We start from the raw sequence: 14,785 nt of genomic DNA, 5'->3' as shown, positions 1-14,785 counted from the left end.
CTGAGTAATGATAAGAGTGCGCGAACGAGAATACGTGCAGTTGGATGGAGGCTAACCCGTAGGCTTATATCTTTTCGAGAGACTAGCAGCGAAATTCCCCTAAGCAATATTCACTATATGAGTTCGGCAGAGAAAGCCATGCAAAATGAAGCTTTCGGGCACGTACGAAATCAGCCGCCCTACGCATCATGCGGTTGTATCAGCAGTTGCCCAGAACCGGGGAATCGGATGTGCTTGGGCGGCAGTTGCTTCGGTCTGCTACGTCGGTAGCGGCAAATTACCGGGCGGCTTGCCGAGGCCGCTCCGCCGCCGAATTCGATGCTACGGTTAGCATCTGCGTGGAAGAAGCCGACGAAACGCACCTGTGGCTTGAATGGCTACGTGATGCGGCAATTACGCCGCGCCGACATGAAGAGCGGATGAAGTACGGCTTTGGGCCGGCCGCAGGGGTAGGCGTCCCGCTAAGCTCGCGGCGGTTGGGTTGGGTGCGCAAAATATCAGTTCTTGTGGCCTCATCCACCGTGCGCTGCCCGTGAACCCTGCGTTTTCATCCATCAGCATTATTATCCCGGCGTACAAGGAGGCCGCGGGCATTGGCCGGCTGGTAGCGTGGCTGCACGCCGAAGCCGCCGGGGCGGCGGAGGTACTGGTAGTGGATGCCGCCAGCCCCGATGGCACCGCCGCCGCCGCCCAGGCCGCCGGGGCGCGGGTGGTGCAAAGCCCACGGCGGGGCCGGGCGGCCCAGCTTAATTACGGCGCTCAGCAGGCTACCAACCAGATTCTGTACTTCCTCCACGCCGATACTTACCCGCCCCGGGGCTTTCTATCGGCCATCCGGCGGGCCGTGGCTGCCGGGGCGGGTAGCGGCTGCTTCCGGCTGCGGTTCGACCATTCCCACTGGTTTCTGGGCCTCAATGCCTGGTTTACCCGCTTCGATGTGGATCTGATCCGCTTCGGCGACCAGAGCCTGTTTGTGCGCCGTGCCGTATTTGAGCAAGCCGGCGGCTACCGGCCGGAGCTGGTGGTAATGGAAGACCAGGAAATTATCGGGCGGCTGCGGCGCTTCGGCGCGTTTCGGGTACTGCCCCAGGCGGTGGTGACCTCGGCGCGCAAGTACCTGGAAAACGGCGTGTACCGCCTGCAGCTGGTGTTTACCCTCATTGCCGTGCTGCACTGGCTGGGCGCGTCGCAGCCCCGGCTGGTGAGCGTCTACCGCTACCTCATCCGGCAGGACAAAGTGTGAACGGGCCACCCAGCGCTGCCGGGCCGAAACGCAACGCAGGCCTTTCCGGGTAGGAAAGGCCTGCGGCGAAAAGCACCAGGAACAACGCAATTTGCTACTCGCGCACCACCTTCAGGAAGGTAGTATGGCCATCGAGCACAACCTGGGCCACGTACACGCCGGCCGGCAGCGCTGGCAGCCCCGGCAGAGCTACCACCGGTTGCCGCAGGAGCCCGCTCATATCCTGCTGATACAATACGCGGCCATCCAGGGTGGTAAGCTGCACCGTGCCGTGGGTTGGCAGGGCCTCGGTGGGGCTTAACCGCAGCTGCAGGGTAGCCCCGAACGGGTTGGGTGCGGCCGTAACCCGCACGGCCGGGCGGCTTTTCTGCTGCACAGCCAGTGTAACCACCGCCGAATACGTGCTGCTGCCATCCAAGTCCAGCTGGCGCAGGCGGTAGTAGCGGGTACCCGTGCCGCCGGTGGTGTGCCGGAAGCTATAGCGCCGGGCCTGGGCCGAGGTGCCCGCGGCGGCTACCCGCCCCACGGTCTGGAACGTGCGTCCGTCGGGGCTGGCCTCCACCTCGAAAGCCGCCGAGTTAAGCTCCTGGGCCGTTTGCCACGCCAGGTCGGTGCCGGTGGGCGTGGCCTGCCCGCCAAAGCTCACCAGCTGCACGGGCAGCGGATTAGTGACGGTGGCCGTTTGGGAGTTGTAGGCCACGAAAGCCACGTCGCTGTTGCCACTGAGCAGCACCTTAAACTTGCGGATCTGGCCGGCGTTGGTGCTGGTGATGCCGAACGCGCTTAAATCGGCCGTCCAGAGCCGCAGCTGCCGGTTGGTTTGGGTGAAGCCTGCCTCCAGCCGCATGGGCGTCTGGGAGGCCTCGTAGAAATCCGCCACCCAGTCCCCGACGGGCGGAATGCTGGTAAACACCACCGTTACCGTGTTGCCGATGACGTTGTCATTCTCATCCGTGAACTGGTACTGATCCTGGGAGTCGGAGGGGTCCGCGAACTGAGTCACCACCACATCCGGCACTTGGTCGCCCACGCCTCCCGTGGTAATGGAGCTGACTTCAAACGTGAGGGTTCCCTTCGGAATGTTGGCCGCGCCGGTGCCCAGGTTCAGGCCCTTGCGCCCGTCGCGGAGGTAGGTGGCCAGGCCGTTGGCCGGCGCGGGGGTGCTGGCCCCATTGGCAACCCCATCGTAGAGGGCGCCTACCCCAATTTTTGTGTTGCTGGTAAGGGTGCTGTTGATGGCGGCCACGGGCAGGGCCCGGAAGTCGCCGGAAACAAACCGAAGGCCCCGGCGGCTGAGCAGCGCGTCATCAACCCCGGTAGAGTAGCGCGTTCCATTGACTTCGAAAGCCAGCAAATCGTGCGAGTTATCGGGCAGCACCGGGTTAGGAGCGGCCGCCGAGCTTTGCCAGAAGCCGCCGTAATCGGTAATAATTTCAGTGATGTTGGTAACCGTTTGGGCGTGGGCCGTGGCCGTAAGGCCAACGGCGCCGGCCAGGAGCAAGGGTAACTTTCGGAGCATGGGCATAGAAGGTAACGGCAGGTAATTGGAAAGCACAAGCACGTGCAGCACCGCACAACTCATCCATCCGGGCGCTGTGCGGGCAAAAGTAATCCGTGGAATTGTGCAAAGACCAGACGGGAAACAATAAATTTTACTACCGGGGGCCGCGGGCCGGAATGCCGCCGCTAATTTGCGCTTCGTCCCGAATCTTCCTTGCTTTAGCTCATGAAACGACTCGCCTACCTGCTGCCCCTGCTGCTGAGCCTGCTGGCCCGCCCCGCCGCCGCCCAGGTGTACACCGCCTCCGATCCGCTGGCCCACACCTACAGCATTGTGGCCCGTGACCCGCAAACCGGCGACCTGGCCGTGGCCGTGCAAAGCCACTGGTTTTCGGTGGGCACCAGCGTCAGCTGGGCCGAGGCCGGGGTAGGGGCGGTAGCTACCCAGTCCTTCACCAACAAATCCTTCGGTCCGCGCGGCTTGGCTTTGCTGAAAAGCGGCAAAACCGCCCAGCAGGCCCTCGATGAGCTGCTCCGCACCGACGAAGGCCGCGACGTGCGCCAGGTGGCCATTATTGACAACCAGGGCCGCGTTGCCACCCACACCGGCAGCAAGTGCATTGACATGGCCGGACACCAGCAGGGCGCGCAATATTCCGTGCAGGCCAACATGATGCTCAACAATACCGTGCCCGCCGCCATGGCCAAGGCCTACGAGCAGAACGCCCGCCTGCCCTTCGCCGAGCGGGTAGTATCGGCGCTGGCGGCAGCCCAGGCCGCGGGTGGCGACATCCGGGGGCGGCAGTCGGCGGCCCTGCTGGTGGTGCGGGCCACACCCGGCGCCGGCATCTGGGAAGACCGGGCCATTGACCTGCGCGTGGATGATGCCGCCGAGCCCCTGCAGGAACTCAGCCGCCTGCTGCGGCTGCACCGCGCCTACGAGCACATGAACGCCGGCGACCTGGCCGTGGAGAAAAACGATGTGCCCGGCGCCATTCGGGAGTATGAAGCCGCCGAAAAGCTGTTTCCCCAGAACCTGGAAATGAAGTACTGGCACGCCATCAGTCTGGCCAACAAGCAGCAGGTGCCCCAGGCCATTCGGCTGCTAGGCCCTATCTTCCGGCAGGATGCCAACTGGCGCACCCTCACCCAGCGCCTGCCCAAGGTAGGCCTGCTAACCGTTAGCGCCGCCGAGTTGCAGCAGATTCTGGCGGCCAAGTAAGGCCGGCCGCCAACCCAACCCACCAAGCTCCGGCTGCGCGGGTTGTTACCAGGGCCGCGCCCTCGGCAACTGTACTTGTTCAACGCCGCGCGAGGCTGGAGCCTCATGCTACATTTCTTTCTCTTTCCTATGCTGATTCAACTACCCTCGTTTTTGCGGCTCTGGCTGCTTTCTGTGCTGGTGCTGCTGGCGGCCGGCTGTGCCTCCGTAGACCATAAGGTGGGGCCCCGGCCGCTACCCTCCACGGTAGTGTACGTGGTGCGCCACGCCGAAAAAGAAGCTACTCCCGGCCTGCAGGACCCGCCCCTCACGGCCGCCGGGCAGCAGCGCGCCCAGATCCTGGCCGATACGCTGCGCAAGGCGCCGATAACGGCGGCTTTCTCCACGGCTACCACGCGCACCCGGAGCACAGCTGCCCCGCTGGCCGCGGCCCGCTCGCTCACGGTGCAGCCCTACGAGGCCGGCCAGCTAGCCGCGCTGGCTACCCGCATCCGCCGCGAATACCGCGGTAAGGCCGTTCTGGTGGTAGGGCACTCCAATACCATCCTGGAAACGGTGGAAGCCCTGGGCGCCAAGCGCCCCGTATCAGCCGTGCAGGACAGCGAATACGACTACCTGCTGGAGGTGCGCCTCCCCGCCGACACCACCCAGGCCGCTACCGTGGTGGCCCGGCGCTACGGGGCGGCCTCGGGCCGGTAGGCGCCAGGGCTGCAACCGTCGGCCGGTTTTCTGCTACTTTTAAGCCGCCCGGTGGTGCCTGCGCACCGCCGGGCGGCTTTGTTCTGCTACCTTCTCTCCACGTTCATGCGTACGTCCTTCCGCCGCCTTACCCTAGGGGCCCTGGTTCTGCTGGCCTCCGCCGGGGCCGCCACGGCTCAAACGGCCACTTCCAAAATCGACTCCGTCGTCATTCGTAAAATCTACGATGAAGCCCTGGCCCGCGGGCAGAGCTACGAAAACCTGCGTTACCTCACCACCCGCATTGGGGGGCGCCTCAGCGGCTCGCCGCAGGCGGAGCAGGCCGTGCAGTGGGGCAAAACGGTGATGGAGAAGATGGGCCTCGACCGGGTGTACCTGCAGGAGGTGATGGTGCCGCACTGGGTGCGCGGGGCCAAGGAAAAAGCGCAGGTGAAGAGCTCTAAGGGTAAAGCCCTCAACCTAAATGTGTGCGCCCTGGGTGGCTCCATCGGGACCAACGGCAAGCTGAAGGCGCAGGTGGTGGAGGTGCAGAGCCTGCAGGAGCTGGCCGCGCTGCCCGCCGAAAAGGTGAAGGGCAAGATTGTGTTCTTCAACCGCCCCATGAACCCGCTCTACATTGAAACCGGCCGCGCCTACGGCGAAGCCGGCGACCAGCGCCGCAGCGGGGCCATTGAGGCCGCCAAGCGTGGGGCCGTGGGCGCTTTGGTGCGCAGCCTCAGCCTGGCTCACGATGATTTCCCGCACACCGGCACCATGAGCTACCACGACCAGGTAACCAAGGTGCCGGCCGCGGCCGTCAGCACCAACGGGGCCGATGAGCTCAGCCACCTGCTCAAGGCCGACCCTGGCCTGACCGTGGAGCTGGAAATGAGCTGCCAGCAGCTGCCCGAAGTGAAAAGCTACAATGTGGTCGGTGAAATCAAGGGCTCGAAGTACCCCGACGAAATTATTACCGTGGGCGGCCACCTCGACTCCTGGGACCTGGCCCAGGGCGCCCACGACGACGGCACGGGCTGCACCCAGAGCATGGAAGTGCTGCGCCTGCTGAAGGCCTCGGGCCTGCGCCCCGAGCGCACCATCCGGGCGGTGCTGTTTATGAATGAGGAGAACGGAGTGCGCGGCGGCAACAAGTACGCCGAGCTGGCCAAGGCTGCCGGCGAAAAGCACCTGGCCGCTATGGAATCAGACGGGGGAGGCTTCACGCCCCGGGGCTTCAACATTGAGGCCGACCCCGCTACGGTACGCAAGGTGCAGCAGTGGCAGCCCCTGTTTGCGCCTTACGGCAGCGCCGAGTTTTCGGCCGGCCACGCCGGCACCGACATCGGCCCCCTGAAAAGCCAGGCCAAGGCCCTGATCGGCTACGAGTGCGACTCCCAGCGCTACTTTGATATTCACCACACCGCCGCCGATACCTTCGACAAGGTAAACCGCCGCGAGCTGGAGCTGGGGGGCGCCAGCATGGCCGCGCTGGTGTACCTGCTGAGCAAATATGGCCTATAGCATTCCGTTGGGATAAGATGGGGTAGGAACGCGGCCCCGTTTCCTGCGTACACCAGTACCCGCTGCCAACCCGATACGGCTGTTTTACCAGCAACGTCGGGCGGGCGGCGGGTTTTTCCTTCTTGTTAGTAAGCGCCCGGCCCATGAACCTGTACCTTGTTGCCCTGCTGCCGCCTGAACCTATCCGCAGCGAGGTGTGGGCCCTGAAGCAGGAAGTGCACCAGCGCACGGGCAGCCGTAACGCCATCAGCCTACCCGCCCACATCACCCTGGTGCCGCCCCTGCGGCAGCCCCCAGCCTTCGACGCGGCGGCGGCCGCCGCTTTGCGCGCGTTTGCTGCCACGCAATCCGCCTGCGCCATCGGGCTCGAAAATTTCGCGTGGTTTCAGCGGCGCACGTTGTACGTGCACGTATCCCGGCCCGCTGCCGTGCAGGAGCTGCACAACGCCCTGTATCAGTGGTGCGCCACCCGGCTACCCGTCGTGCCGGCCCCAACCCGTCCGTTTGTGCCCCATGTCACGCTGGCCACCCGCGACCTGCCCCCCGATATGACGGCCGCGCTGCACGCCGAATTTCAGCGGCGCACTTATATCGCTTCGGCTATCTGGCACGAGCTGGTATTGTTTCGGCACGATGGCCGCAACTGGCAGCCGCGCGAAACCCTGCACCTGCCTTTTGGCATTCCTACCCCCGAATGAAACGGCAAAGCCCCTGTTTCGAGAGGAAAACAGGGGCTTTGTTTATATCCGCTGGCTGAATTACTCGGCGCTGACGTTCTTTTTCGGGCGACCCGGGCGCTTGCCGGTTCCGTTGGTAGCCCGGGGCTTACGCTCTTTCTTTTCTACCCGAAATCCGGGTTCCAGCATAGCGTTCAACTCCGTCATCAGCTCGTTTATTTTTACTACGTGCTTACGGATCTGGGTCAGGACGGCGTCATTTTCTTCAGCATTAGCCAAAATCTGCTGCAATTTGTTGAGGTCAGCGGTTGCCATGAGTTACTGTTTATTTTAAGAAGAGAAATACTATTCAAAGGTGAAGATTTTTTTTGCCAGCTCAAAAAGCCAGATGAATTACTTGGTAATTCATCTGGTTTAAGCGTACAGGCGTTTGCGTGCATTACCTGAAAAGCGCGCAGCTGCGTAACCGAAGCACTACGCTTACGGAAATACTATTTATTAGTTGAAAAGTGTGAATAAAACATTTATTCGGCGCGTGACCATTATGCAGAGGCTTTATTCGGTTGGCTTGTCTATTGCCTGTTAAGTAGGTAAGTGGCTGAAGAATAATGTTATAATTGCTGCACGCCAGCGGAAACACGAATTATATTTACGGGTTTTGAAACAAAGAATTAGTTAGCCTGTAAGCCAACCGTTGCGCGGCCACAGGCGCCTAGTTCTGCTCCAGAATTTGAAACAGCTCGTCGAGTTTCGGGGTCAGAATTATTTCTGTCCGCCGATTCAGGGCTTTGTTGGCGGGCGTGTCGTTTTGGGATACGGGTACGTACTGCGCCCGCCCGGAAGGGGTAACCTGCGCGGCAGGTAGGCCGGCCTGGGTCAGGATACGGGTAATTTCGGTGGCCCGCAGCACGCTCAGGTCCCAGTTGTCGCGCATGCCCGGGGTTCCCTTGGCAATGGGTACCGTATCGGTGTGGCCTTCCACCAGCACGTTCACGTCCTGATTGCCCTTCAGAGCCGCCGCCAGCTTGCTCAGCGCTTCCTGCCCTTTCGGATCCACTTTCGTGGAGCCAGATTTAAATAATAATTGCTCGGAAAGGGAAACATATACTTTCCCGTTTCGCACATTCACTTGCAAGTCCTGCGCATTAAATCCAAGCAGGGCGTCGCCTACTTTCTGGCGCAGGGCTTTTACCGCCGCGTCTTTCTGGTCAAGAATGCGCTGCATTTCGGCTATGCGCTGTTCTTTTCCGCGCAAATCGGCCGAAAGCTGCGTATTTTCCTGCTGCGCCCCGCTCAGGCTGGCATTCAATTGATTTACCTGCTGATTTTTGCTTAGTAAGCTGGTGCGCAGCGCTTCTTCGCTCCGGTTTTTTTCTTTCTGCAGTGCGCTCTTCTCTACCTGCAACTGCTCGCGGGCCTTGCTTACCTCAGTATATTGAGCCTGCAGCGCCGTGTATTTTTTTTGCGATACGCAGCTTGTTGTGGTTAGCAGCGCCGCACCATATAAAGAAAGCAGTACGGGAGAAGTGCAGAGATATTTCATGATGAAAAAACGTAGGTGAAATACGACGTGGTAGAAACGAGCCGGTGCACGGGGGAGTTACAACCCAGCTAATTTCCAGTCGCGGAAATTACCCCACGCGTGCCGCCCGTAACTCCGGGTTTGTTGTACCTTGGAAACCGGTTTGCGTTTTCTCGTAGTTATTTCCGCTTGCGTTTCTATATCACGTTCCTGGCCCTGTTTGTGGTAGGCAGCCTGCGGGCTGGTGCTGCCGCCCCGGCGGCAACGGCGCCGCCCACCACCCGCTACTGGGTTACCTTCCGCGACAAAGGCGGGCAGCAGCTGCGGCCTGGTAGCTATTTCAGCCCCGCCGCCCAGGCCCGCCGCCGCCGCCAGCACCTGCCCCCCGCCGACAGCACCGACTTTCCGGTACGCCCCGATTACGTGGCCCGGGTGCGGGCCCTGGCCGACTCGGTTACGCTGGTGAGCCGCTGGTTTAATGCCGTTGCCTGCCGCGCCACGCCCAGCCAAGCTGCCCGGCTGCGCCAGCTGCCGGGGGTCAGCTCCGTCACCGCCTGGCCCGAAGAGGTACTGCTGCCCGCCGCCCACGCCCCGGCCGCGGCCGGTGGCCCGCTTACCACCGCTGATAGGTCGTTGGCCCGACGGCAGGCCGCCAGCTTGGGCGCGGCCGACTTCCGCCAGGCCCGCCTGAACGGGCGCGGCCTGCGCATTGCCATTTTCGATGTGGGCTTCACGGGGGCCGACCGGCACCCGGCCTTCGCGCATCTGCGCCGCCGCGGGGCCATTGTAGCTACCTATGATTTTCTGCGCCGTACGCCCGCCGTGTACCAGGGCGGAAGCCACGGCACCGAGGTCCTTTCCTGCATTGCCGGCCGCCTGCCCGACAGTACCCGCCTGGGGCTGGGGGAGGGCGCCGAGTTTCTGCTGGCCCGCACCGAGCAGATGCACCGCGAGAAGTACGCCGAAGAAGAAGCCTGGCTGGCCGCCGCCGAGTGGGCCGACCGCAACGGGGCCGATATCATCAACTCCTCCCTGGGCTATACTACCCGCCGCTATTTCCCGGAGCAGATGAACGGGCGCACCAGCCTGGTCGCGCGCGCCGCCGAACTGGCCGTGCGCAAAGGCATACTGGTGGTGAATGCAGCCGGTAACGACGGCGACGACCCGCAGTGGCGCACCGTGGGCACCCCCGCCGATGGCGACTCCGTGCTGGCGGTAGGCGGCGTTGACCCCGATACCTACCTGCACCTGGATTTCAGCAGCTACGGCCCCGCTCCGGGGCAGCGCCTGAAGCCTAACGTGGCGGCCTTTGGAGTAGTAATTGCCGCCGCGCCCGGCGGCTACGTGCGCACGGAAGGCACATCCTTTGCCAGTCCGCTGGTGGCCGGCTTTGCGGCCTGCGTCTGGCAGCAGCAGCGCCACTTAACGGCCATGCAGCTGTTCGCCCGGCTGCAGGAGTCGGCGTCACTCTATCCATATTTTGATTACGCTCACGGCTACGGTCTGCCCCGGGCCGCGTTCTTTACCCGGCCCGCTCCCGAAGCGCCGGCTTCTTTTGACGTAGTGCGCCAGGACTCTGTGCTGGCTGTGATAATCCGGGAGGAAGCCGCCCGCGTACCGGCCCGCACCCTGCCGCTGTTCGCCGACTCGGTGCGGGCGGTAACGGAGCCAGCGGCCCCGGCCGTGGCGGCCGTTGGGCAGGAACAGCCCCGCCCGGCCGCTACCGCCCCCGCCGAGCTGGTGCCGGCTGCCCCGCCGGCGTACCTGTATTGGCAGTTGATGGACCGCGAGGGCCGTCTGCTGCGCTACGAGGTGCTGGAAGTGCAGCAACGGGCGGTGCTGCGGGTGCCACTGCGTCTGCTCCGCCCCGGCTACGCCGCCCGGGTGCATTACCAGGGATACACCAAAACCTACGTAGCTCCATGATAACGCACGTTCTGAAACTGGCCGGCGCGGGCCTGGCGGGGATGCTGCTTCTGGCACCCGAAGCCCGGGCCCAGCGGGTGCTGCTGCGCGCCGACCCATCCGCCGATTCGGTCCGGGCCCGTTATGGACCCAACCGGGCCGTTTACCGCCATCTGTACCTGGGCTACGCGCCGGTAGTAGGGCGGCCGGAAGGGGCCGGGGCCGACCTGCGCTATTTCAAGTCGGCGGAGTTTTTCGTGGGGCTGCGTCATAAGTTTCGCCTGTCTCAGTCGGTAGCAACCGGCGTTGATGTGCGCTACGCCCGCCTGGCTTATCACTTGCAGCAGAACAGCCGGAAGCTGCTGCCTACGCCCGCCCTGCACCACGCCGAGTCAGTGGTGCTTTCCCAGCTGCAGCTGGAGCCCTACCTGCGCCTGAACTTCGGCCGTCGGGGCAACGTCATCGGACACTACCTGGATGTAAGTGGCTGGGGCGGCTGGGCTCTCGGCACGTCTCATCACTATGAAGACCGGCCGGGAACCGGTGGCGGCAAGCGCACGGTGGTGGTAGAGCGCAACCTCAGCTACCTGCACCGTTGGCCCGTTGGGGTAGGAGCGCGCCTGGGCAGCGGCCGCTACGCGGCCACGGCCCGCTACCGCCTCTCCCGTACGTTTACAGCCCAGGCTAACCCCGCGTATGCCGAGTTGCCCCGCTGGGTGGTGGGGCTGGAGCTTGGGCTTTTCTAGAACGGTGGGAAACTGCCCGGCTGCGCCCGAGACGAAAATTTCCCGGTTACGGTCTGGCCTACGCTGGCTCCGATGGCTGCCGGGCTGAGGTGCTGATCGGGGGTAGGCGGCAGCGCGCCGGATTTCCTTTATTTTGTGCACAACCTGGCACCGGCTTTTGCGGTACACGGTGTCACTACCCATTCTACTAGTACTGCTTCATTAAACCAGCCGCTTTGGCATTGGGCTGTCGGTAGTTTTGTAATTTGCCGAACTGAATAGATGATGGCTGACTTTTCCTTCATGAAAAAGCTTTCCCTCCCCACTTGTGGGGCTTTATGTTTACTCCAGCTGGCTTCCTGTATTAATACGGAGCGGGAGGTGGGTACTTCCAAAAATGCCGACCGAGTGTTTACGCCTACCCCCGAAGCCAACCGGGGCCGCGTTTCGGAGCGCACCGTGCTGCGGACGGTCAACATGGCCCATGCCTTTTCCAACCCGCGCAGCAAAGACAACTTTGTGCTGCAGCTGCGTGGGCCTAAAATCGCCACCGCCCAGGCTTATTTCATGATTATCAGCAGCACCGGCGATACGCTGCGCAAGGAAATTATTCCGGCCTCAGCCCTGATTAACGAACGGGACCTGGACGACCCGCAGGCGGCCACCGTCCGCGACAAGGAAATAGCCATTCTGCAGGGTATGAACAGCTTTTTCCGCGAGGACCGGTTTGTGCAGCCCGCCGTGCCCCGCACCGCTACCCAACCCGAAAACGTGGATGCCCAATCCTGGAACTCGGTAAAGGAAGACACCCGTGCCGTTGGGTTCGACTACCCCTCGGCCGGGGGCCGGGAGCGGCGCGTAGCCTACTCCAAAAAACTGGGCCGGGCCGTGGTAATTGCTGAATAGCACTAGCAGAGCAAGTAACCTGAAAAGCCGTCGGACTGCACGTCCGGCGGCTTTTTACGTGTGAGCGGGACCGAAGAAAACAGAGAACGGGGAGTCGCTTCCGTCGAAGCCACTCCCCGTTTTTATTTTAATCACCAAGGCAACCCTTCGCGCAGCCGCATGAGCACTGCATGAGGAACCGGACACTAGACCAAGTTGCTTCAAGAAAGCGGGAGCAGGCGGCCCGCGGTAGCCTACGTTACGACGCGGCCACCGCCAGCCACCCCGTGCGGCCGTTGGCCTGCCGCACCAGCCGGAACTTGCCATACTCGCCCAGCACGGCCACGGTGGTTTGCGCCGGAAGGGCGGCCACGGTTAAGGCATCGGCCGCGGGCCGGGCGCGCAGGTCGGTAGGCAGGGGCAGGTTTTCGCGACGCAGAGGGGTAGCCGTCAGCACCGCCTTGGCCGGTACGAAGCCAGTACGGCCGGTGGGCAGCTGCACGCGCAGCCACTCGGCGGTGGCCCCCAGTACCAGCAGGGGGGTAGGGCGGGTGGCCGCTCCGGCCGCTACGCCCGTAGCGGTGGGTGTGCGGCGCAAGGTCAGGCGCGTTTCGCGGGCTCGTACCCACTGGCCCAGGCGGCTGGGCAGCACTTTGGGCACAGGCGGCATTGCATCGGGGCGCCGCACGAAGGGAAACGGATCAACGGCGCCGTTGCGGTACACGCCAAAGTGCAGGTGAGGCGCAGTGGTGCGGGCGTTACCGGTGTTGCCCACCAGCCCCAACGTGTCGCCGGGCTTCACGCGCTGGCCGGGCTGTACCAGCTGCTTATCGAGGTGGGCGTAGTATAAGTGCTGGCCGTGGTCGGTATCGGCCAGCCACACCACCCGGCCCCCGAGCTTGGTTTCATTTACGCGGGTAATGTAGCCGTGGGCGGAGGCAATGGCCGGCGTGCCGCGCTGAGCAAAAATATCAATACCCTCGTGGCGGCGGGCGCCCCCGTCGCGGGGTACTCCCCAGAACGAGCCCACGGCCACGTCGGTTTTGCCTTTTACCGGAAAGCTCAGGCTAGGCTCGCGGCGGATGCGCAGGGTGTAGCGTCCGCCGCGCAGCAGCTCCGGCTGCACCCGCAGCACATGCTGGCGGTCGGCTTCGGCCACATAGCGAAAGGAGAGAGCCGCCGTATCGGCCGCGGCCAGGTGGCGGGGCTCTGAACGGTCGGGGCTCAGCTCGAAGGCATCTACAAATACTTTGGGCGCCTGCGTGCCGGGGGCCAGCGTCAGGCTGATCTGAATGGTTTCGCCGGTCCGCACGAGGTAGCGCAGCCCGGTAGCCACGGCGCGGTCGGCGGGGAAAAAGCCGCTTTCCTGAAACGGCAGCTTCACCACCAGTGAATCGCGCAGGGCCTGGTCGGCGGCCCGGAGCCAGTCGCGGCCCAGGGCGGTTTCGGCCAGGCCCGCCAGTTTCAGCTTGCGGGCGTAGGCCTCGTGCGGGGTTGATTGCTGGAAGATTCCCTGCAGCGTCTGGCTTTGGCTGCAAGCGGTAAGAAATAGGACGAACAGCGCGGCCGGCAGGGTCCGCAGGCGAGGTAGTAGCAAGGGGTAGTGGGTAACGGGAGGTAGGTAATAGGACAAACCATAGCTAACGGTTAGTAGTTCGATAAGAAAATGGTGAAACGGTGAGATAGTGAGATGGAGAGTTGTCATGGCGAGCGGAGCGACGCCATCTTTCCTCTCAGTGTGACCAAGCCTTATAGTGTGACAAACCCTTGACGGCAGTACAATCGTCAAGGGCTCGTCACAGGTCAGGGGGAAGCATGCTGGTCAGGACGGATGGCTTCGTGCCTCGCCATGACGGTTGGCAAAGGTTTGTCACATCTCAGGGGGGTAGCACATTGGTCAGGACGGATGGCTTCGTCGTGCCTCCTCGCCATGACAACTCACCATTTCATCATCTCACTATCTCACCATTTCACCACTTTTCCCAACTTCGCACCTTCACCACCTTCCCACCCATGCTCCATCTCACCGAGTGCCCCCGCGACGCCATGCAGGGCTGGCCCACCTTCATTCCTACCCCCGACAAAACGGCCTACCTCAACGCCCTGCTGCGGGTAGGGTTCGATACCCTCGATTTTGGCTCCTTCGTTTCACCCAAGGCTATTCCACAGCTGGCCGATACGGCCGAGGTGCTAGCCGGCCTCGACCTGAGCCAGACCCGCACCCAACTGCTGGCCATTGTAGCCAACCTGCGCGGGGCCGAAACGGCTGCCCAGTACCCGCAAATCCGCTACATCGGTTTTCCCTTATCGGTGTCCGAAACCTTTCAGCAGCGCAATACCAACAAAAGCATCGCCCAGGCCCTCGACGACGTAGCCCAAATGCAGGAGCTGTGCGCCCGCAGCGGACAGGAGCAGGTGGTGTACCTGAGCATGGGTTTCGGCAACCCCTACAATGACCCCTGGAGCCCGGAAGTGCTCGGCGAGTTTACCCAAAAGCTCGCCGACCTGAAGGTGGGCATTGTGGCCCTGTCCGATACCATCGGGGTTTCTACCCCCGCTACCATCGGCCCGGCCTTCCGGGAGCTGACCGCCGCTTTTCCGCAAATCAACTTCGGGGCCCACCTGCACACTACCCCCGATACCTGGCGCGAAAAGGTGCAGGCCGCCTACGAGGCCGGTTGCCGCCGCTTCGATGGGGCCCTGGGCGGCTACGGCGGCTGCCCCATGGCGGCAGATCAGCTTACCGGCAACATGCCCACCGAGCGGCTGCTGGAGTTTGCCGGGGCAGAAGGGGTAGGGCCGCAGCTGAACCAGCCGGCTCTGGCAGAGGCCATGCGGCTGAATCAGCAGATTTTTGTGGGGCATTAACCCGTACTTTGTCGTCCGTCATCCTGAGCGTAGCGCAGT

Annotated in this window: 13 protein-coding genes and 1 pseudogene; 10 read left to right on the top strand and 4 right to left on the bottom strand. The window is 63.1% G+C overall.

The features are described 5' to 3' along the window. Positions 1–173 precede the first annotated feature (173 nt). Positions 174–536, top strand: a pseudogene (locus GGU46_RS13785) (four helix bundle protein); the annotation flags it as partial. Continuing rightward, the gene (locus GGU46_RS13780; protein WP_317171916.1) at positions 533–1,243 is read left to right on the top strand and encodes a TIGR04283 family arsenosugar biosynthesis glycosyltransferase; all 711 of its coding nucleotides are present in this window, start codon (positions 533–535) and stop codon (positions 1,241–1,243) included. The pseudogene GGU46_RS13785 and the gene GGU46_RS13780, both read left to right, overlap by 4 nt. Before the next feature lie 94 nt (positions 1,244–1,337). On the opposite strand, the gene GGU46_RS13775 is transcribed toward GGU46_RS13780, so the two are convergent. After that, a complete protein-coding gene (locus tag GGU46_RS13775; protein WP_183404103.1) occupies positions 1,338–2,762 on the bottom strand; it encodes a T9SS type A sorting domain-containing protein in 1,425 nt (474 codons plus the stop codon). Between the two features lie 207 nt (positions 2,763–2,969). Between GGU46_RS13775 and GGU46_RS13770 the strand changes: the two genes are divergently transcribed. The 4 genes from GGU46_RS13770 (at position 2,970) to GGU46_RS13755 (ending at position 6,862) form a co-directional block, all read left to right on the top strand. Continuing rightward, positions 2,970–3,965, top strand: a complete 996-nt coding sequence (locus tag GGU46_RS13770; RefSeq protein WP_183404102.1) for a DUF1028 domain-containing protein — start codon at positions 2,970–2,972, stop codon at positions 3,963–3,965. 129 nt (positions 3,966–4,094) lie between these two features. Then, positions 4,095–4,664, top strand: coding sequence for a histidine phosphatase family protein (locus GGU46_RS13765; RefSeq protein WP_183404100.1), 570 nt, complete (start codon positions 4,095–4,097; stop codon positions 4,662–4,664). 105 nt (positions 4,665–4,769) lie between these two features. Continuing rightward, positions 4,770–6,164: a M28 family peptidase gene (locus GGU46_RS13760; RefSeq protein ID WP_183404098.1), complete on the top strand. Its 1,395-nt coding sequence runs from the start codon at positions 4,770–4,772 to the stop codon at positions 6,162–6,164. Positions 6,165–6,307: 143 nt separating this feature from the next. Continuing rightward, on the top strand, positions 6,308–6,862 hold the full coding sequence (locus tag GGU46_RS13755; protein WP_183404096.1) for a 2'-5' RNA ligase family protein: 555 nt from the start codon (positions 6,308–6,310) through the stop codon (positions 6,860–6,862). Between the two features lie 60 nt (positions 6,863–6,922). Here the strand turns inward: GGU46_RS13755 and GGU46_RS13750 are convergent, their stop codons facing one another. Further along, positions 6,923–7,156, bottom strand: a complete 234-nt coding sequence (locus tag GGU46_RS13750; protein ID WP_183404094.1) for a hypothetical protein — start codon at positions 7,154–7,156, stop codon at positions 6,923–6,925. 397 nt (positions 7,157–7,553) lie between these two features. Beyond that, complete coding sequence (locus GGU46_RS13745) at positions 7,554–8,384, bottom strand: OmpA family protein (RefSeq protein WP_183404092.1); 831 nt, start codon at positions 8,382–8,384, stop codon at positions 7,554–7,556. Between the two features lie 168 nt (positions 8,385–8,552). On the opposite strand from GGU46_RS13745, the gene GGU46_RS13740 reads away from it, so the two are divergent. From GGU46_RS13740 to GGU46_RS13730, 3 genes are all read left to right on the top strand, one after another. Beyond that, positions 8,553–10,289, top strand: coding sequence for a S8 family serine peptidase (locus GGU46_RS13740; RefSeq protein ID WP_183404090.1), 1,737 nt, complete (start codon positions 8,553–8,555; stop codon positions 10,287–10,289). Next, complete coding sequence (locus GGU46_RS13735) at positions 10,286–11,014, top strand: hypothetical protein (protein WP_183404089.1); 729 nt, start codon at positions 10,286–10,288, stop codon at positions 11,012–11,014. Before GGU46_RS13740 ends, GGU46_RS13735 begins: the two co-directional genes overlap by 4 nt. A gap of 282 nt (positions 11,015–11,296) precedes the next feature. Then, entirely contained in the window at positions 11,297–11,899 is a 603-nt protein-coding gene (locus GGU46_RS13730; RefSeq protein WP_183404087.1) for a hypothetical protein, read from the top strand. A 238-nt stretch (positions 11,900–12,137) separates the two neighbouring features. Here the strand turns inward: GGU46_RS13730 and GGU46_RS13725 are convergent, their stop codons facing one another. Beyond that, positions 12,138–13,475: a M23 family metallopeptidase gene (locus GGU46_RS13725; RefSeq protein WP_184094005.1), complete on the bottom strand. Its 1,338-nt coding sequence runs from the start codon at positions 13,473–13,475 to the stop codon at positions 12,138–12,140. Between the two features lie 416 nt (positions 13,476–13,891). Here GGU46_RS13725 and GGU46_RS13720 point away from each other — a divergent pair, with 416 nt between their 5' ends. Further along, the gene (locus tag GGU46_RS13720; RefSeq protein ID WP_183404083.1) at positions 13,892–14,746 is read left to right on the top strand and encodes a hydroxymethylglutaryl-CoA lyase; all 855 of its coding nucleotides are present in this window, start codon (positions 13,892–13,894) and stop codon (positions 14,744–14,746) included. Positions 14,747–14,785: the final 39 nt, after the last annotated feature.

The sequence above is a fragment of the Hymenobacter latericoloratus genome (genome assembly GCF_014199535.1).
GTDB classification, from domain to species: Bacteria; Bacteroidota; Bacteroidia; order Cytophagales; family Hymenobacteraceae; genus Hymenobacter; species Hymenobacter latericoloratus.
This window is presented reverse-complemented; position numbering and strand designations above follow the sequence as displayed.